The organism is Aeromonas sp. FDAARGOS 1419, assembly GCF_019047045.1.
GTDB lineage: Bacteria > Pseudomonadota > Gammaproteobacteria > Enterobacterales > Aeromonadaceae > Aeromonas > Aeromonas veronii.
The window spans coordinates 1,465,709-1,485,851 of the sequence record NZ_CP077209.1 but is presented as its reverse complement, the minus strand read 5'-3'; the positions used below and the strand labels follow the sequence as shown (position 1 = coordinate 1,485,851).

The 20,143-nt window shown below is 59.9% G+C and carries 8 protein-coding genes; 4 read left to right on the top strand and 4 right to left on the bottom strand.

All coding sequences use genetic code 11. The features are described from left to right. Positions 1 to 402 precede the first annotated feature (402 nt). Positions 403 to 11,097, top strand: a complete 10,695-nt coding sequence (locus tag I6L49_RS06515) for a retention module-containing protein (protein WP_216950888.1) — start codon at positions 403 to 405, stop codon at positions 11,095 to 11,097. Between the two features lie 98 nt (positions 11,098 to 11,195). On the opposite strand, the gene glpC is transcribed toward I6L49_RS06515, so the two are convergent. The 4 genes from glpC to I6L49_RS06495 all read right to left on the bottom strand — a co-directional run bounded on the left by glpC (position 11,196) and on the right by I6L49_RS06495 (position 16,076). Beyond that, a complete protein-coding gene (gene glpC, locus I6L49_RS06510; RefSeq protein WP_069529317.1) occupies positions 11,196 to 12,398 on the bottom strand; it encodes an anaerobic glycerol-3-phosphate dehydrogenase subunit GlpC in 1,203 nt (400 codons plus the stop codon). A gap of 51 nt (positions 12,399 to 12,449) precedes the next feature. Next, entirely contained in the window at positions 12,450 to 13,715 is a 1,266-nt protein-coding gene (gene glpB, locus I6L49_RS06505) for a glycerol-3-phosphate dehydrogenase subunit GlpB (RefSeq protein WP_216950887.1), read from the bottom strand. Continuing rightward, positions 13,705 to 15,378, bottom strand: coding sequence for an anaerobic glycerol-3-phosphate dehydrogenase subunit A (gene glpA, locus I6L49_RS06500; protein WP_005352453.1), 1,674 nt, complete (start codon positions 15,376 to 15,378; stop codon positions 13,705 to 13,707). Before glpA ends, glpB begins: the two co-directional genes overlap by 11 nt. A gap of 242 nt (positions 15,379 to 15,620) precedes the next feature. Beyond that, entirely contained in the window at positions 15,621 to 16,076 is a 456-nt protein-coding gene (locus tag I6L49_RS06495) for a YchJ family protein (protein WP_204483412.1), read from the bottom strand. Positions 16,077 to 16,199: 123 nt separating this feature from the next. Here I6L49_RS06495 and I6L49_RS06490 point away from each other — a divergent pair, with 123 nt between their 5' ends. The 3 genes from I6L49_RS06490 to I6L49_RS06480 all read left to right on the top strand — a co-directional run bounded on the left by I6L49_RS06490 (position 16,200) and on the right by I6L49_RS06480 (position 20,141). Then, positions 16,200 to 17,867 carry a methyl-accepting chemotaxis protein gene (locus tag I6L49_RS06490; RefSeq protein WP_005352447.1) on the top strand — a complete coding sequence of 556 codons (1,668 nt, stop codon included), beginning with the start codon at positions 16,200 to 16,202 and terminating at the stop codon, positions 17,865 to 17,867. A gap of 132 nt (positions 17,868 to 17,999) precedes the next feature. After that, positions 18,000 to 19,211, top strand: coding sequence for an ROK family transcriptional regulator (locus I6L49_RS06485; protein WP_005333476.1), 1,212 nt, complete (start codon positions 18,000 to 18,002; stop codon positions 19,209 to 19,211). A gap of 174 nt (positions 19,212 to 19,385) precedes the next feature. Then, positions 19,386 to 20,141, top strand: a complete 756-nt coding sequence (locus tag I6L49_RS06480; RefSeq protein WP_216950886.1) for a tRNA-uridine aminocarboxypropyltransferase — start codon at positions 19,386 to 19,388, stop codon at positions 20,139 to 20,141. Positions 20,142 to 20,143 lie beyond the last annotated feature (2 nt).

Genomic DNA, 20,143 nt, shown 5'->3' with positions numbered 1-20,143 from the left:
TGCTGCTGATCCTGATTGCTGCCGTATTGTTCACATATTCTGGCAATATCTTATGCTAATAATTGACTGAATATGCAAGTTTGCGGTGTTGTGGTGTGAGCTTTTGACCTTCGGATTATGATCCATTTATTGAAGCTGCAGTGGATTTATCGTCAAACGACAGAAATGGTCACATGAGGTCTGATAGACCTATTAATAAAGGTGCTGGAATTGGGTTCATCCAAATCTCTTTTTATTAAAAAGGGCCTGTTAGATGCACAATCTTGTAAGTTATGGCCATTTTATGGCAATCATTGTCGAAAATAGCGAAAAGACCCACTTAGTCTGGTGCGGTATGATTATTGAACAGACAAGTACCCTGTAGGTACTGATGTTGGTGGTTAAGGTTTTGCTGGAGGTTGTATGGCTGAGTTGCAAATTGAAAAGTCCACGGTGATCTCCCAACTCGAGGGCTCCGTGTTTGTCATCAGTGCAGATGGATCTGTCATACGAGCAAAGGTGGGGATGGCATTGCAGCCGGGGGATCGCCTGCAAACTGCCCAAGGGGGCCACTTTCAACTAGCCGAGCCGGGCAGTGAGCCTGCTGGTGAGCAAGATATGGCCGCCCAACCTGAGCCCGCCACACCTGCTGCTGATGGGCAACCGGCCGATCCGGAACTGGCCTCGTTGCAGGAGGCGATCCGTCAGGGTATTGACCCGACAGAGCAGTTTCAAGCGGCGGCCGCCGGTAACGCAGCCGCTGCGGGCAATATCGGTGGTGTAGCAGGTTCCAGCTCGGGTGGATTTGTGGTGGTCGATCGTACCAATGACGCCACCCTGGCCGAGGCCGGTTTTGATACCGACCATGCGGTGCAACCTGTTGGCGATGAGCAGCTGTTTTCCGAAGAGCGTGATTTCTTTGCCGCCATCACCATCACCGAGCCCCAAACAAGCGACAACATTATCAACGCCGATGAAGCGGCTGGTGTCATCATTCGTGGTGTGGTGGATGATGTGGAGGTAGGCCAGCCAGTCACCGTCACCCTTATCGATCAGGCGGGCAATTCACTGACGGTGACGACTGTGGTACTGCCCGGCTTGGTGTGGGAAGCCAATTTTGGCGATGTGACCGGCAAGCTGGTGGATGGCCCGTTGCAGATTGTGGCCAATACCCAGGATCAGGCTGGCAACAACGCCAGCGACACCGGACAGACTCTGCTCGATACCATCACCACCATTACCCTCGATCTCGCCGATGAGAGCGACACCGGCGCCAGCCAGACCGATGATCTGACCCGTGACAATACCCCGCTGCTGGAAGGGAAGGGGGAGCCCGGCGCCACCGTCACCCTGAGCCTTGGCGGCAGCGTGCTCACCGTCCTGACGGTGGATGCCGCCGGTAACTGGCAATATCAGTTGCCGCAAACCCTGGCCGATGGCCAGTACCAGTTTCAGGTCAATTCCGTGGATATTGCCGGCAACCGCGCCAGCGATACCCTTGTTATCAATGTCGATACCCAGGCCTTTATCGATATCGATGATCTCGATACCACTGCCCTGTTTGGCAACAGCAGCGCCACCCTGAGCGGTTCCACCAGCAATGTGGAAGCGGGTCAGAGTGTCACCATCACACTTGTTGACAGCAATGGCCAGCCGCTGTTGACCACCTCGGCACAGGTCGGGGCCGATGGCCGCTGGCAGGTATCAGGTCTTGATCTCTCCGGTATCAATCAATCCTTTGAAGTGCGTGCCAGTGTCACCGATCTGGCGGGCAACAGCGCCAGCGATGGTGCACCGCTGATCGGTCTGAGCGAAACCCTGACGCTCTCCGAAGCCGGATTGGCCGGTGGCCCGATCACCACGACCGGTAGTCTAAATACCGGTGCTGGCCAGGATGGCAATCTGCAAGTCCAGTTCGCCGCTGATCAGAGTGCCTTGGAAGGGCTGGGGCTCGTCAGCCATGGCGCGCCCCTTGGCTACACCATCAACGGTCAGACCCTGACCGCCAGTGCCGGTGGGGCGACTGTCTTCACCCTGACCCTCAACAATGACGGAAGTTACCGCATCGTCTGGAGTCAAAGCCTGGATCACGGTCAGGACGTGTTGCGCCTGCCGTTCAACCTCGAATATCGCGACAGCGACGGCGATCTGGTGAAGGCGCCGCTGGTGATCAATCTGGTGGACAGCAATCCGCCCAACTTTGACGTTGATCTCCCGCCCATTACCCTGACCGAAGATGCCTTTATCAACGGTGCTGCCGTAGTGGGTGAGAGCCGTTTTGTAGTCAAACACGGTGTCGATCCTTTGTTGGCGGATTCGCTGGTGTTCAGTAATCAGAACAGTACCCTGACTACCCTCAACGGCTCGGGTCTTGCCAGCGATGGTCATCCGCTGACCTTTGAATTTGCCGATGATCGCACCTTGGTGGGTTACTACCTGGATGGCAGTGGCCAACGGGTGGAGGTGCTGCGCGCCGAATTGAATGCGCAGCAGCAGGGCAGCGATCTGGCTGGGCGGGTGGTGGTTACCCTCACCGGCCCGCTCGATCATCAGGGCAGCGACATGCTTTCCCTCGATTTGCAGGTGAGCGCCAACGAGATAGATGGGGACAGCACCAGCGCCAACCTGACCCTGACCGTCAATGATGGCAGTGATCCCGCATTGGGCATCGACAAGGGGGTCGCCCTGCAAGAAGGGGGCAACCAGAGCATCGATGGCCAACTGCCGGTGACGGTGGGGAGTGATCGTCTGGTCTCCCTCAACTTTGAGGCGAACCAGCCGGCGTTGGTGGGGCTCACCAGCCAGGGCAAGGCGACGACTTACGAGGTTCAAGACAACCAGCTGATCGTCAAGGATTGGCAGGGCAAGCCGATCCTCACCGTTACCATCGGGCTGGATGGCAAATACAGCGTCTCCCTGACCGGCGTGTTTGACGAACCGGAAGCGACCAACAGCCTCAACCTAGGCCTGAAGGTACAGGGCACCGATTTTGACGGCGACAAGAGCAACCTCGGCACCCTCAATATCACCATTACCGATGGTGCCTTACCGCAGGTTAATCCTGTCTCCCTCACGCTCACCGAAGATAGCAACTGGCAGCAGGGCCAGACCCTTGACGGTGATTTGACCATCACCGCGGGCAGCGATCCGCTGGCCAGCATCACTTTCGATGCCAATCAGCCGGGGCTGCAAGGGTTCACCTCGGGCAAGCAGGCCGTGACGATCACGGTGGCTGATCATCTTATCGAGGGACGTACCCCAGATGGCAAGCTGGTGTTTGAGCTGACCCTCGGCAACGATGGCAAATACAGCTTTACCCTCCATCAACCGCTGGATCAGGGCAGTGCCGACAGCCTGCTCAAGGCGGGCTTTACCCTGCTCGACAGCGATGGTGACAAGGTATCCTCCACTATTACCGTGGCGGTGGGGGATGGTGCCAATCCGACCATCTCCGCCGTGACCGGCACCACCATCACCGAGATGGCGCAAGGGGAGGCGGCTGCCGTCAGCATCATGAGTTTCTCGGTCGCGCACGGTAGTGATGCCCTTGACCCTAACTCCCTTGGCTTTGATATCGCCGCTATCCAGAGCACCCTGACCGGACTGACCAGCCACGGTAACCCGGTCACTTTCGCCGTTGATCCCGCAACCGGCCAGCTGGTCGGAACCGCCGGTGGCCAGGTGGTGCTGCGCGCCGAGCTGAGCCTGGTCGATAACAACGGTAACTGGATCGTCACCGCCAAGGTCACCCTGAGCGGCGAGCTGGATCACAAGGGGAGTGAATCCCTCAACCTGCCGCTGGCCGTCACCTTGGCTGACAAGGATGGCGATCGCATCGGTACCACGCTGCCGCTCACCATTGCGGACGGCAAGGCGCCGAGCTTTATTCCGGGCAAAGGCGTGTCCCTGGATGAGGGGGACCTCACCGGCAGCAACAGCTTGAGTCAAACCGGTCACTTCGATGTGCAAGCCGGGTCGGATCGGGTGATCGAGGTGGCGTTTGCCGATGCCAGCGAACAACCTGCGCTGACCGCATTGGGTAAACCGGTGCAGTACGAGCTGGTGGATGGTGACCCGCTGATCCCGGGCAGCCAGCTGCTCAAGGGTTATGTGATGGTGGATGGCCAGCGGGTCGAGGTGTTCGAGGTCAAGCTGATTGGCAGCCTCGATCAGGCGGGCAAGAACGGGTTTGACTATCAGGTCACCCTCTATCAGGGGCTTCATCAGGGCGGCAACGCCGTGACAGAGCTGCCCATCAAGGTGAGCATCAACGACTACGACAAGGCGGGCGGTAACAACGACAGCACCAGCGGCACCCTCAATATCCAGATTGGGGAAGGGGAGAAACCGACCCTCACCCTGACTGGCGTCACCTTAAGCGAAGGGCGTTTCGATGGCGCGAACTCGACCACTGATGACCAGCAGGCGATCGGCAAGATCACCATCAACGCTGACTCGGATCCGGTGACCGATGTGCGATTGACCCTCTCCGGTCAGGTCATGGATGCCAGCGGCAAGCCCATCACCCATAACGGCGAAACCCTGACCTGGAAAGCGGTTGGCACCGATGGTCACACCTTCCAGGCGGTGACCAGTGGTGGTCTGGTTGTGATGACGGTCTCCATCCCCACAGTGCCCGCCACCATCGCCGCTCACACCAGCGCAGAGATCGGTTATCAGGTAACGGTACATACCAACCTGGATCACGGGGCAGACAACAAGCTGGAACTGAATCTGCCGGTCGAAGTCACCGACAGCGACGGCAGCAAAAATCAGGGCACCGTCACTGTCACGGCGACTGATGGCATCAACCCGATCATATCCGCCATTGAACCGGTTCGGGTCGAGGAGTCGGATCTCGATGCAGTGAACGGTCAGCATCCGGGGACCACACCTGCAGGGAGTGGAGAAACCGATAGTGGCAAGGTGACCATCACTGCCGGTTCGGATCGGGTTGCCTCCCTTGAGCTGGATGTGGCTGCATTCAATCAGGCCAATCACCTCACGTCGGGTGGCAAAGCGGTTACGCTGGCTGCACACAGTACCGGCTGGTATCTGGCTACGGCCGAGGGGGGCAAACCCGTTTTCTGGGTCCACCTCGATGTTAACGGCAGTTACAGCGTCCATCTGGTAGGCCAGCTTGATCACGGTGCACAGGGCAAGGATGAGTTGACCATCGAAGTGCCGCTGTTTGTCACCGATCATGATGGCGATCGCAGTCCGAACGTCAGCGTGAGCGTGACGGTACAAGATGACATGCCTATCGGCACTGTGTTGGCACATACCCTGAGCGAGGGGAGCAGTACCGTGACCGGCGATCTGCTGCCTACTGCCAATGAAGGTGCGGATGGTGCCCGCGTCGAGTCGATTACCATCAATGGCCAGACGTACGCCATCAATGGCTCTTTGATACAAGATGTGATGAGCCCCGATGGCAAGCAGGTGATGGGAACCCTGACCATCTCTGCCGATGGATCCTACTCCTTCAAGCCTGCGGCCGGTTTCAATCACGATGCAAGTCAGCTCAGTCAGGTGGTGACAGCCCATCTGGTCGATGGCGATGGCGATCGTGCAGACAGCACACTGACCCTCAATCTGCAGGATGAAGCGGTGCGCTTTACCGTTAGCGCAGCCATTGGTAACGAAGATCAGGGGGCGCAAGACCCGAGGCAGGGTATCCCTATCAACATGCAGCTCGATATTGGCGATTTCGATCGCGGTGAGCACGTGGATCAGTTGCTTATCCAGGCGCCTGCCAATGCCCATGGCACCTTCTATTACAACGGCGTTGCCCTCACCACCACGGCTGATGGCAAGTGGTTTATCGTGCCGCCAGCGGCCATGGTGACCAGTGATAATGTTCACTACACCACTCAGGGGGTGACCTTTGTGCCTTCAAGCAACTGGTCGAGCTGGAGCAATGGCGGTCAGCCGCTGCACTTCCAGGTGCAACTGCAGGTCGGTGTCACCGAAGGGGCGGCACCTGCGGCTGTAACGGGGGATCTGGCTGTGACGGTACGCGGTGTTGCCGACAAGCCGATGTGGGACACAGCCAACACCACTCGCCACTATGACACCAATGAAGACAGCACGGGTATCAAGCTGGACGTCAAGGCGAGCCTGACTGACACCGACAGCTCCGAGACGTTGACCTATCAGATCAAGCTGGAAGCGGGCAAGGGAACCTTGATGCTCAACGGAGTCGAGCTCAAGCCAAATAGCAGTGGTATCTACACCGTTTCGGCCGGCAACATCAACAAGGTGACTGTGGTTCCGGGCAAGGATTTCAGTGGTGACATCAAGCTGTCGGTGACGCCGATCAGCACCGAGAAGAACCCGATCGCTCAGGGTCAGGGTACGGCGCAGGGAGACAAGATTGATCTGGTGATCAACGTCAATCCGGTGGCCGATGACGCCAAGCTCACCGTGCGGGACATTCAGGGCAAGGAAGACACCCTGCTCGATCTGGGCAGCAAGATCGCCCTTGCTCATCTGGGTGACAAACTCGATGGCTCCGAACAGATGTTTGTCCGCATCAGTGGCCTGCCTGACGGCGCAACCTTGTTGCTGGGTGGTTCCGCCGTTGCACAGAACATAGCCGGTTACTATGAGGTTCCTTTTGATCGGATTGGCGAACTCAAACTGCAACCGCCGAAAAATAGCAACGTCGATTTCGATCTGACCATCAAGGGGGTGGTGAAAGACACGGCGACCTTGACCGATGCCAACGGCCAGACCCACATCGTGGTGAACGAAAAGGAGACCGGCTCCCAGACCCTTCATGTGGATCTGGTGGGGGTGGTGGATCAGCCTCACTTCGAGCTTGGCAATACTGGCTGGGAGGCCGAGGGGACAGGCTATGCCATCACTGTGGGCGAGGATGGGCGGGCACCGCTCAACTTTACCCTCACCTCGGGCGAGTGGGTCGATACCCCGCATGACACTTCCGAGAGCCTCAACGTGGTGCTGCAAGGGCTGCCGGAAGGTGCTCGGGTCTTTGATGCCAATGGCAAAGAGCTGACTCTTACCTTTGCCGGACTTGACGCCCATGGCAAGCCGACCTATCAGGTCGATGTCTCCGATTTTGGCAACCTGCTTATTCAGCCGCCCCATAACAGCACGGCGGATTTGAACCTGATCGCCAAGGTGGTGGTGACCGAGAACGATGGCGACCACAAGAGCTTCGATGTGCCGCTGCATATCAAGGTGGAACCGGAGATTGACGCCACCGACTACAGCAAGACCAGTCATGGCCTGGAAGATCAGTTCACCGTGCTGGACTGGCATCCGACCCTTACTGACGGCGCCGAGAAAGTCACGGCGCTGAGTCTCTCCGGGGTGGAGGATGGCTACCAAATCTGGCTGCGAGTCGGCAGTGTCGAGAGCCAGCTGACCGTGGTCAGTGGCAAGGTCACCCTGACTGCCGCCCAGCTCGACAGCCTGCTCAACGGGGGGCAACTGCTGGTGAAGGCGCCGGAGGATAGCGATCGGGATACCAATATCCAGAGCCATGTCACCGTGACCCAGCATGATGTGGATTCGGGCGCGGTGGCCGAGAAGGTGATCGATGGCAATCTGCATGTCGATATCCAGGCCGTGGTGGAGCCCGATGGCGTGCTGACCCAGAGCGGTGGAGCTCTCGTGGGGCAGAGCGGTGCTGATATAGACCTGACTGGACGCTTCGTCTTTACCGACCTCGATCCCTCGAGCGTGGAGGAGATCGACTATCTGGTGATCAACCTGCCGGTGTTGAACGGTGGTGCAGGGGATCAGTTCGTGGTGGTAGGCGGTATCAACAACGGTAACGGCAGCTGGATCGTGCCGGCGGGCAATCTCGGCAGCTTCAAGCTGCATGCGCCGGACGGGTTTGTCGGCAAGGTCGAACCGATCCGCATCGATGCCATGGTGATCGACCGGGGCGATGATGGCGATGCCAGTGCCCATGTCAAAGTGAGCCTGGAAACCAGTGCCGAATTTGAAAACAAGCCAGTGACGCCCAAGACACCGGCAGCGACCGTCGATATCGACGACAACGCCGTGCTGGTGGGCAAGGAGGATATCCGGGTTGATTTTGGTCAGCAGCTCAAAGGCGTGATCCATATCGGCGCCGCCGACCAGGCGAGCGACGAGGTGACCATTGTCCTCAAGGGGTTGCCGGCGGGCGTGACCATCAGCGGGGCCGAGTACAACATCTCGACCGGTGAGTACGTCATCAAGGTGCCGCCGTCACTGGCGGGCCTGGAGGGGTTGACCCTTGGCTTGCCACAGGACTTTGCCGGTTCGCTCAATATCGAGGTGAAGGTGGTGAATACCGATACCGCCAGTGGCGATATCAAGGTTGACAGCAGCACGGTTAGGGTCGATGTGGCCCCCGTAGTCGATGTGAATGGGGGTCGTGGCGAGCATCCGGAACTGACACTGACCGTGCAGGACACCAACCAGGATGGACAGCCGGACAATCTGGAAGATAGCAAGATCCACCTCGATCTCTCGGTGAAACTGGCCGATATCAGCCCCTCCATCGCGGGTGGCGGCCTCGAAACCGTGGAGCGGGTCACCATCACGGTGGATGCCAAATATGGTTACTTCCTCGATGGCAGCGGCAAGCCGGTCAACATTCTGGTTGTGAGTGATATGGCGGCACTTAAGGATTTGGTGTTTGTGCCCAAAGAGCATTTCAGCGGTCAGGTACCGCTCGACATCAAGGTCGATATCGTCGATACCGCGCTGGTCGGCGGCCAACAGGTGACTGACAGCGGCAGCTGGAGCGGCCAGGTAGGCTTTGAGGTGAGACCAGTCAACGATCCGGCCCAGCTTTCGGTGCACAGCGTCACGGGGAGCGAGGATGACACGGTCAACCTTGCCGGATTTGGCGCAACCCTAATCGATAACGATGGCTCGGAGCAGATCGTCGCGCTGCAGATCAAGGGGGTACCGGATGGCTTCACCCTGTCGGCTCCGGCGGTCAACAATGGTGGCGGCGTCTGGCAGGTACCCGTGGGGACCGATTTCTCCAAGCTGACCCTGATCCCGCCAGCTGATTTCAGCGGCACCGTGGAGCTGTCACTCAGCGCCTTTACCCTGGACAAGGGGCTCACCATCCCGCTCGAAACCAGTGGCAGCTTTACCGTCACCGTCAATCCGGTGGGGGATGCCCTTATCGCCGACATTCAGGGTCAGGCGAGCGGTACCGAAGGGGATGTGATCACGCTGGATCTGGGGCTGGAGACCCGGGATAACCAACCAACCGGCGGCAATGCGGGTAATGTGCATGAGAATAAACCGGAGCAGGTGCGGGTCACCATCGAAGGGGTGCCTGACGGTGCCCAGATCCGCTTGCCAAATGGCGTAGCGGGGACGGTTGTTGATCTGGGTGGCGGTCGCTGGCAGGTCACCACCGAGGGCGGCAAGCTGGGTGCAGTCGAGCTGGTGACCAATGATGCCAACGGTGCACTGGATCTCAAGATCACCGCCCAGAGCCTCGACAACGGCGCCCTTGGCCCCGAGGTCAATGGCACCATCCATGTGGATGTAAGCCCGGTCAACGATGCGCCAATCAACGTATTGCCAACGACCCCTCAGGTCGCGCAGGAAGATCAGCCTTTTGTCATCCACGGTTTGCAGGTGAAAGATGTGGATGCGGGCCACAGCCCCATCAAGATCACCCTGTCGGTGGAGCATGGCACCCTGACGCTACCTGCTGGCAGCGGCGTGACGGTGGTCGGCAACGGCACCGGTTCGCTGGTGCTGACCGGCACGCTGGCCGATCTCAATGCCTTGCTCTCTGGCGGGGTCACCTATCAGGGCAACAGTGATTTCTACGGCAATGACGCCCTGACCATGGTCACCAACGATCAGGGAAACACGGGTAGTGGCGGGGCACTCAGCGATACCGATGTGCTGCCCATCGAGGTGCAGCCGGTCAACGATGCCCCGGTCAATCAGCTGCCTGGCAGCATGACGGTGAAGGAAGATGGCTCCCTGTCGCTCTCCGGTGTCAGCGTGAAGGATGTGGATGCAGGCAGTGCGCCTGTCTCCATGGTGCTGCGGGTCGAGCATGGTGTGCTGACCTTGCTGGGTGCAACCGGTGCCGTGATGGTGCAGGGGGCGGGTACCAGCGAGATCACTCTGGTGGGGTCGCTGGCTGATCTCAACCAGTTGCTGGCAAGCAACCTGCACTATGAACCGGTCAAAGATTTCTGGGGAGAGGATACCCTTACCGTCACTACCTCCGATCAGGGCAACACTGGTGCGGGTGGCCCGCTGAGCGACACCGATCAGGTGACCATCACTGTCACTCCCGAGCCGGATATGCCGTGTCTGACGGTGGATCAGCATGCGTTCCATGCCTTGCAGGGGGCCGTTATCCCCCTTGGCATCAACGCCAGCGTGGTCAATCCGGCCACCGGCGAGCTCTCCATCCGCATCAGCGGCCTGAATGGGGCGCAGGTGCAGGACGAGCATGGTCAGATCGTTGGTCATGCCGATGGCAATGGCGACTGGCTGATCCCGGCCGATCACTCGGTTCCGCTCTACTTCAGCGGTTTTGGCGACGGTGACCATGTGTTGGGGATCAGTGCCGAGTCGAGTGTCGGCGGCTCAACCGTCAGCACGCCCCTTGAGACCATCACGGTGCACGGCCAGAGTGGTCATGAGCTGGTCGGTTCCGATCGGGGGGATTGGCTGTTTGGCTCCTCTGGCGATGACCGTCTATTGGGGGGGCATGGCAACGACATTCTCACCGGCGGGGCTGGCAGCGATCTCTTCGTTTGGCAGCACGGGGACGAGGGGAGTCAGGGACAGCCCGCCATCGATACCATCACCGACTTCCATCCGGAGCAAGGGGACAAGATCGATCTGGCTGATATGCTGCAAGGGGTCACTGGCAATGGTGTCGATGATCTGCTCAAGCATCTCTCAGCCTCGGTGACCACGGGGAGCAATGGCCTGAGCGATGTGAATCTCTCGGTTTCCCCCGCGGGTGATGGCCAGATAACTCAGCAGATCACCCTGAAGGATGTGGACCTGACCAGCTGGAATCTCACCAGTACCTCGTCCCACGATATCCTGCAGAGCATGCTGGAAGATCAACATAGCCTGATCATCCAGCACCCCTGATAGCGAGCGTGAAGCGTAAAAAGAAGAGCCGGCAATTGCCGGCTCTTTGTTTATCTCTGCGTGGATTGTTTTTATGCGGCCGCAAGGGCCGAGGGGATTCAGGCCAGCGCCTGGGCCAGCAGGTGGATCGGATGTTCACAGCGGAAGCTGGTGCTCATCTCGATCTGCCATTTGCAGGTCTCGCAGTCGGTGATCACCAGATCGGGGGAGAGGCGGTTGATTTGATCAAATAGCCCCTCGCCGATGGTCTGGCTGGTCTGGTAGTTCTCCGACTTGAAGCCGTAGGTGCCGGCGATGCCGCAGCACTGGGACTCCAGTACCGTCACCTTGACCCCGGGAATGGCGCGCAGCAATTCGAGGGTGTAGATGACGCCCCCCATCTTCTCCATGTGGCAGGGGGTGTGGTAGGCGATGTGCAGATTGAGCGGCTTCATCGCCGGTTTGTTGCCCTTGTAGAACTCGTTCCACAGGAAGCGGGTCACTAGTGAGATGCGATCTCGCACCTTGTGGTTGTCCTGCTCCAACAGGTGGGGATATTCATCGCGCAGGGTAAAGCCGCAGGTGGAGGAGGTGGCCAGCAGCGGCATCTCGTTCCCCAGCAGGGAGTTCTCCATCTGCTTGATATTGAAGGCCGCCTGCTGCTTGGCCTTGTCCATAAAGCCGTTGGCAATCAGTGGCACGCCGCAGCACTTCTCCCGTTCAAGCAGCTGCACGCCGATGTTCATTGCGTTGAGCACCTGTACCAGCTCCTTGCCAAGCTGCGGGTGGTTGTAGTTGACGTAGCAGCCGTGGAAGTAGGCGATCTGGCGCTTATAACTGGCCTGGGTCGCCTTCTGCTTTTTGTACCAGCCGCGGAAGGTGCCCTGGGAGTATTTGGGCAGGTCGCGGTGGGAGGAGACCCCCAGCGCCTTGTCCAGCACCAGCTTCATCGGCTTGAGACCGGTGGTGAAGTTGACCACCGGAGCCATCAGGGTAGACATGCTGCCCATCAGATCGGTGTGGGAGAGCACGAACTCGCGGATCCCCGGTTTGAAGCCGCTGTATTGGTGCTTGGCCTTGGCGATGATATCGCCGATGCGCACCCCGCTCGGGCAGGCAACTTCGCAGCGCTTGCAGTTGGTGCAGTGCTTGAGGGCGCTATCGAACAGCTCGGGGCTCTTGATCCGCAGCCGCTCGCCATCCGGGCCCGCCTGTTTCGGGCCGGGGTAGGCGGGGTTGGCCTTGGCCACCGGACAGTAGGCGGTACAGACGGTGCATTTGATGCACTGATCGAAAGTTTGGTTGGCGTGATCCAGTAGCATGTCAGTTCTCCTCCCGGCGATGATGAAGACACGGGATATGGGACGTAGTAATCATTGGGCCGCGCCCAGAATATGGCCGGCAGCCTGCCAGCCGGTGGCAACGGCAACGCCGGAGCCGGAACCTTCACGAATTGGGTCGTAATGGGCCAAGACACTGCCCGTGCCATAGAGGTTGGTGAGCGGCTTGCCGCCACGCAGCACTCTGAGCTTGTCGTCGGTCTTGACCCCGAAGCCCATAAAGGGGTGGTGATCGAACAGGCGGCGACCGGCCCAGGCGTCACGCTCCTCCAGACTCAACACATCGGCATCGAAGATGGGTTCGCGAATGCCACGCAGACGGGACTCCAGCCCGCGGCTGAAGAAGCTGCCGGAGGCAAGCACGAAGTTGTCTGCCTCAAACAGCTGATCATCGCCATTCTGGGTATGTACGCCGACCACCCGGTCACCTTCGTAGCGGGCGCCCAGCACCCGCTCGCTGGTGAGGAAGGTGCCGCCAAGGGCCATAAAGCGGCGCTTGAGCGCCTCCTGCATCCGCATTCCGATCAGAGACGGCGGCATGGTGGCCACCTCCTTGATGGTGCAGCCGGTGCGCTGCTCCAGCTCCGCCAGACGCGCGCCAACCAGTCCCAGAGACAGGCAGGCGGGCAGCACGATATGGCGGCAGCCGGGTACACCGCTCTCCTGCACCATGCGGCTGATCTCGCGGGCCAGGTCCGCTACCAGATGGTGTTTGTCACACAGGCGCGCGATATCGGCTGAGCGAAACTCGTGGGGATTGCGGCTGAATTCCGCCAGCTGGGGCAGGCGGATTTCGCCGGTCAGAATGCGGCAGTGGGCAAAGCGCGGATGGGTCGCCAGATTGGCGGCCGCCAGTGCCGGATGAAAGTCGCGAAAGCCCTCAAGGGTGGCCAGCAACAGCACGTCCGGGATCGGCGCATCGGTGACACAGGCGCAGGTATCGGGGGAGAGCCAGGTGCGCTTGAGGGTACCGATGGGGGTCAGGCGCTGGTGGTTGGTCTCGTGGCGAACCAGCGGCAATCCCTGTTCGGCGCAGTGGCGCTGCAGATCGGCCAGACTCGCTTCGATATTTTGCATTCCTACTTTGCTGTAGGGGTGATCCGGATGGGCAGCCATAAAGGCGGGCAAGGCGGCGCGGGGATCTCCCTCGCTTTCGAGCAGATCGACCGAGCCGGAGGAGAAGTGCAGGGCACTCTGGCCGGAGGCCATCAGCAGGGTCTTCTGGCCTGCCTCCACCAGCCGCAGGGCAGCCGAGAGTCCCGCCATGCCACCGCCGATAACGATATTGTCAAACTTCATGACGGCTCTCCTTGTGAGTGGTCTCGCTGGTTGAGCCGCGTGGGGTATCGGCAACCAGTTGCGGCGCCGTCCATTCCCCCAGGCCAAACAGCCCTTCGTAGATCCAGTAGGTGAACTCGGCCTCGCGCAGGGCATCGCCCCACAGAACGGGGCGGGTTCCCTTGTAACGCTCCTCCAGGAACTGGCGCAGCATGACGCAGGCCTGACGGCCATCGGCCTTGCCGTACTCCTGCATCAGACCGGCGGCGCGGTAGGCGCAGAGCTCGCCCTGACAGGGCCCCATCCCCAGACGGGTGCGGCGGCGCAGATCGATGAGGTTGTCCACATCCAGCTCGCGCAAGGCGTATTCGATTTCGCCCGCGGTGACCATTTCGCACTCGCAGATCAGGGCGTTGGCCTTGGGATTGTCACGGAAGAAGGCGATGACCCGCTCGCCGTGGCGGTACTGGGCGGAGCCTTCGACCGGCACCGAGAGACCGGGGGCGGAGACCTTTTCCGGATCCCGCGAGCCGGGCAGGCTCAGTTCGGCGGTCTGGCAGGGCTTGCTGTTGCCGAGTTTCTTGGCCAGCAGGTCGGTGGCCCATTCCGCCATCAGGCGGTAGGTCATCAGCTTGCCGCCGGTGATAGTGTTGAAGCCCTTGAGGCCATCGCGCTCGGCGTGATCCAGCAGCACGATACCGCGGCTGATGTTGCGGCCGGTGTCGTCACCGTCCACCGCCACCAGCGGGCGTACCCCGGCGTAGGCGCGCAGCAGACGGGTGCGGGCCATGATGGGGGCGAGCTTGATCCCTTCGCGCAGCAGCACTTCGACCTCTTCGGGCTCGACGGTGAGCTGGTCAATCTTGTTGTAATCGATGCGACTCGAGGTGGTGCCGATGAGGGAGATTGTATCGCCTGGCACCAGAATGTCCGCATCCGCCGGTTTGCGGGCGCGGTTGAGCACCAGCTGGTTGATGCGGTAATCCATGATGAGCAGGGAGCCCTTGGCCGGGAACATGCGGATGCCGAGATCGGCATATTCGCAAATTTGCTGGCCCCAGATGCCGGCGGCGTTGATCACCTCCTGACACTCCACCTCGAACGCTTCGCCGGTTCGGGTGTTGATGGCCTTGACCCCGTGCACCCGATCTTGCGTGCGCAACAGCCCCAGCACCTTGCAGTGGGTGAAAATGCGGGCGCCATGTTCTTTGGCGTCCAGCACGTTGGCTGCGGCGAGGCGGAACGGATCGACCGTGCCATCCGGCACATGGATGGCGCCGATCATCGCCGGGTTGGCGTTGGGCTCCATGCGCAGGGCTTCACCGGGATCGAGCTGGCGGGTTTCGATACCGGCCAGGGCGCAGGCATCCATAAAGGTAGTTTGGAAATTGATGTCATCTTCCGGCAGGGTGAGGAAGAGGCCGCCCGTGTCCTCGACACAGTGGCTGGCGATCCGCTTGAGGATGCGGTTTTCCTGGATGCATTCGCGGGCGGACTCCTGATCTGTTACCGCGTAGCGGGCACCGGAGTGAAGCAGGCCGTGGTTGCGGCCGGTGGTGCCGGCGGCGATATCATCGCGCTCGAGCAGGATGCAGTCGATGCCGCGCAGTGCGCAATCGCGCATGATGCCGGCCCCTGTGGCACCGCCGCCTATGATGACGACTTGTGTAGTTATTCTTTTCATTGTTGCCCGTCTCATCTCTTCCAGATGAGGCCAGTGTGGCCTACTTCTGAGTGGAAATGTTTGATATGGGCCAAATTTGCGCTCGCAAACGCTCATTTGCTCGCGCGTTAATGAGCATTATGTGACATTTGTCACGCTTGTTATCGCAGCGGTTAATGGACTGGTGGCGAATAACAGGCACAAAAAAGGGGCATTGGATGCCCCTTGTCACTGTTTGACGAGTCTGGTGGGTGTGTTATTGGTCAGCCGCAGCACTTCTTGTGCTTTTTGCCGCTGCCACAGGGGCAGGGATCGTTGCGGCCGGTTTTGAGGGGCGCCGGATCCTGCTCTCCATCGGTGTAGACCCAGCGGCCCTGATAACGCACGAAGCGGGAACGCTCATGGAGGCAGTGACGCTCATCCCCCTCCAGAAACCAGGCTTTGAACTCCACCATCCCGGTTTCATCCTCCGGGCCGCCCTGGCTGGCGATGATCTCGAGACCATCCCAGCGGGTGTCGATGCGTGAAAGCTCTTCGGCGGTGAGACCGCCAAGGTGAGCCGGATGCCAGCTATGGACCAGATACTCCCCCAGACCGAGCACAAAAGCGCTGTAGCGAGAGCGCATCAGCTGCTCCGGGGTGTCAGCCACTGCGCCACTGTGACGTGAGCCACAGCACAATTCGAGAGAAAGGGTTGAGCCGCAAGGACAAAGATTCATGATTTTCACGTTCTGGCCGATTTGTTTAAGGGAATTGTAACGAAAGCTGGGCTCGCCCTGCCAGCACCTATACTGATGAGTAAGCAAGGAATTCCAATAAAAACAGCTGCAAGGATGTGAAAGATGACGCTAAAGCAGAAAATCCTGTTACTGGGTGCAGTCCCCGTACTGTTGATGGCCCTGGTGGTCAATCTCAGTAACTACATGGTCTCCAAGCGCGATCTGGAGTCTGATCTGGTGGTGGCGAGGGAAAATGCCATCAAGGAGCGTAAAGCGCTGCTCAGCAGTTACATCATGATGGCCAAAACCGCCGTCGATGCCGTGTATTCCCTGCCAGATTCACCGGAAAATCGTCAAAAGGTCAAAGAGTTGCTCAGGCCGCTGCGTTACAGCAGTGATGGCTACTTCTTTGTCTATGACTTCGAGGGCAACACCATACTGCTGCCGGTGCGTACCGAGCTGGAGGGGAAAAACCGCTGGAACGACAAGGATGCCAAGGGCAAGTTGCTGATCCAGGAGATCCTCAAGTCGGCCCGTCAGGGGGATGGTTTTACCGAATACTGGACAGCCAAGCCCTCCATCGGTCGCGATGCCCCCAAGCTTGCCTTTACTCTGGTGCTGGACAAATACCAGTGGGCCATTGGTACCGGTTTTTATATCGATGATATCGACAACGAACTTGCGGCCTTGCGGGCAGAGCGCGAGAGCAACATGCATGCGTCGTTGCAGAGCAGTGTGCTGGTGATCCTGCTGATCCTGGGTATCACCCTGGCGGCGACCGTCATTGTGGGCAACCGGGTCACCAAGCCGCTGGCGGATGCGGTGCTGGCATTGAACGATATTGCCAACGGCGACGGGGATCTGACCCAGCGCCTCAAGGTGCAGAGTCAGGACGAGATTGGCCAGCTGGCCAGCGCCTTCAACCGCTTTGTCGAGCGGATCCAGTCGGTGGTGAGTCAGGTGGGCGAGACCAGTAATCACCTCTTCAGCGCGGTCGACAAGTTGCACCATCTGAGCGAGCACTATGACCATCAGATGCAGGGCCACAGCCGCGAGACCGATCAGGTGGTCACCGCGGTGACCGAGATGAGCTCCACTGCGCAGGAGGTGGCGGCCAGTGCCTCCAATGCCGCGACGGCAACCAGCGATGCGGCTCGTGAATCGGACGCCGCCCGAGGAGTGGTGAGCGGGGCTATCAACAGTATCAACCGGCTGGTGGGGGAGGTGCATACTGCCTCCGGCGTTATCGAACAATTGGCGCAAGAGACCGCCAAGATTGGCTCGGTGGTGGAGGTCATTCGCGGCATTGCCGAGCAGACCAACCTGCTGGCGCTGAACGCCGCCATTGAGGCGGCCCGCGCCGGTGAGCAGGGGCGGGGCTTTGCGGTGGTGGCGGACGAAGTGCGTTCGCTGGCCGGCCGTACCCAACAAAGCACCAAAGAGATCAACGAGATGCTGCAACGTCTGCAGGGCGGGGTGAAGCAGGCGGTGGAGGTGATGCAGGCGAGCGAGGATCGCAGCCAGGAGACGGTGCAGGAGGCGAGCCATATCGCCAGCTCCCTCGATAGCATGGTGATGGCGGTCAGTACCATCAACGACATGAACATCCAGATCGCCACCGCCGCCGAGGAGCAGCACGCGGTCTCCGAGGAGATCAACAAGAACCTGGTGGCCATTCAGCAGATTGTCAGCGAGCTGACCAGTGCGGCGGTGGAATCCAACAGCACCACCCGCGATCTGGCCAGTACCGGTGACAAATTGCGCAAACTGGTCTCGCAATTCCGTTATTGATCTTGCAATGGTCCGTGACGGCCACCACAAGATGCGGCCTGACCCCCGGTTCAGGCCGCACTTTATTTGGGGATTGACCAATAATGTGTGAAAATTGCCAGCCTCTTTTTTTCAGCCTTTGCCCCATACCCTATGAATGAGATCGTGAAAGGTAGTATCGATTTGATCCGGCAGCTCAACTACGGCCTGGTCTATGCCAGCCTGGAAGAGCACAAGGAGCTGTCGCGCACCGATCTCTCCCGCCTGACCGGCCTTTCGCCTGCCAGTATCACCAAGATCACCAGGGAACTGCTCGATGGGGGTCTGGTGGTCACCTGTGGTGAAAGTTCAGTGGGGCGCGGCCGTCGTCAGACCTTGCTGCGCATCAACGAGCGCCGCTTCCAGTTTCTCTCCATGCGTCTTGGCCGTGGCTACGTGGATATGGCGCTGTTTGACTTTTCCGGCCGTTCGCTGGCCCGCCAGCGCCACCTCTTTACCGAGGAGGAGCGCGCCGATCTGCTGGGCAGTCTGGTACACGCCATCAAGGTGTTTTTGCCGAGAAAGTCTCTCAGTCTGGCCTGTATCGCCCTCTGTCTGCCGGGTCAGGTAGAGCGCCACTCCGGCATGGTCAAGCACTTCCCCTTCTACGATCTGCGCAACTGGCCCCTTGGCCCAACTCTGCAACAGGCGTTCTCGGTACCTGTGCTGGTGAGCGGTGACGTGCGCACCTGGATCCAGGCCGAGCGGGAGTGGGGGGCCGCCAAGAATTGTGCCGATGCGGTGTTGGTGTTTGTCCACAACGACATCGGGGTCGGCATGGTGGTCAATGGCCAGCTCATCGAGAGTGAAAATGCGCTGCTCGGAGATCTCAGCCACCTGCAGCTCGAGCCCTATGGCCAGCGCTGCTACTGCGGCGGCTTTGGCTGTGCCTGCACCCTGGTGACCAATCAGGCGCTGGAGGCGCAATACCGGGATCTGCGCGAGCGGATGCAGGAGCACGACTTGCCCGAGAGCGTCACCATCCGCGAGCTCTGCGAGCTGGCGCTTGCAGGCAACAGCCTTTGTCAGGATATTCTCCATCAGGCGGCGGGTCGCCTCTCCAAGGTGCTCTCCAATCTCATCTGCCTGCTCAATCCGGGCAAGCTGCTGCTCGGGGGGGAGATCACCCGTGCCGATCGGCTGCTGTTTCCCATGCTGCACCAGTCGCTGGCCAGCCAGTTGCCCGCCGAATATCTGGTGCGGCTGCAGATTGAATCGACCCACTTCTACGAAGATCCCACCAAGCCCACTTCGGTGCAGGTGCACAAGGCACTGCGCGATGGCAGCCTGTTGCTGGAGCTGCTGCGCAGCTGTCAGGAGTCGTAAGACAAGAGAGGTTGGCACTGTGTTGGGCGAAAGGGGCAGGGATTGCTGTTCCGCCAGCGCGTAACTCGGTACAATCTTGCGCTTTTCCGGCAGCCCCCCTGTTATCGCGCCCTATGGCGCCGTGACATGTTGGCACCGCTGCCGTTCCTGTTTTGACTCCAGTTGTGAACCTAGATGAAGCCTGTTCCTGATCACGCCGTCAACCGCCTGCGGGCCTGGCGCAAGAGTATCTCTACCCGACCGTTTCTTGCCCGTGGCGGCACCCTGGCTCGCTGTCCGGCCTGTCAGCTGCGCGAGGATTGGTGTGCCTGCGAGTGGCGCCCCGAGCTCAAAGCGGAGGCCGGTTTCTGCCTGCTGATGTATGATAGCGAGCCGATGAAGCCCTCCAACACCGGTCGCCTGATCGCCGATGTGTTGCCGGATACCACCTGGGCGTTTCTCTGGTCACGTACCCAGCCCCATCCCGAGTTGCTGGCCCTGCTGGCCGATCCCGTCTGGCAGCCCTATGTGGTCTTTCCCGCTTGCGAGAAGGAGCCTGCCCGCCTGACCGGCGAGGTGACGCTGGCACCGGGTAAAAAACCGCTCTTTATCCTGCTCGACGGCACCTGGCCGGAGGCGCGCAAGATGTTCAACAAGAGCCCCTATCTCGACGGTTTTCCGGTGCTCGCCATCAAACCCGATACGCTCTCCACCTATGGTATGCGGGTGGCCAACTGCGAGGAGCACCTTTGCACCGCCGAAGTGGCGGCCTGTGTGTTGGAAGTTGCGGGAGAGCTCAAGGCGGGGCAGGCACTGCAGCACTGGTTCAATCTGTTCAGCAGCCGCTATATGGCCGGGCGGGTCAGCCGTTTCCCCGGTGCCGATGAGGAGCATCTCTGTGAGGCACTGGCGGCCATCAAGGAAGCGAACGTCGCTTCACCGGCTTGCTAACT

What these genes read in the sequence shown, in the direction of transcription:
- I6L49_RS06515 (WP_216950888.1), top strand. Translation starts at nt 403, where the DNA reads ATGGCTGAGTTGCAAATTGAAAAGTCCACGGTGATCTCCCAACTCGAG.
- glpC (WP_069529317.1), bottom strand. Translation starts at nt 12,398, where the DNA reads ATGCTACTGGATCACGCCAACCAAACTTTCGATCAGTGCATCAAATGC.
- glpB (WP_216950887.1), bottom strand. Translation starts at nt 13,715, where the DNA reads ATGAAGTTTGACAATATCGTTATCGGCGGTGGCATGGCGGGACTCTCG.
- glpA (WP_005352453.1), bottom strand. Translation starts at nt 15,378, where the DNA reads ATGAAAAGAATAACTACACAAGTCGTCATCATAGGCGGCGGTGCCACA.
- I6L49_RS06495 (WP_204483412.1), bottom strand. Translation starts at nt 16,076, where the DNA reads ATGAATCTTTGTCCTTGCGGCTCAACCCTTTCTCTCGAATTGTGCTGT.
- I6L49_RS06490 (WP_005352447.1), top strand. Translation starts at nt 16,200, where the DNA reads ATGACGCTAAAGCAGAAAATCCTGTTACTGGGTGCAGTCCCCGTACTG.
- I6L49_RS06485 (WP_005333476.1), top strand. Translation starts at nt 18,000, where the DNA reads ATGAATGAGATCGTGAAAGGTAGTATCGATTTGATCCGGCAGCTCAAC.
- I6L49_RS06480 (WP_216950886.1), top strand. Translation starts at nt 19,386, where the DNA reads ATGAAGCCTGTTCCTGATCACGCCGTCAACCGCCTGCGGGCCTGGCGC.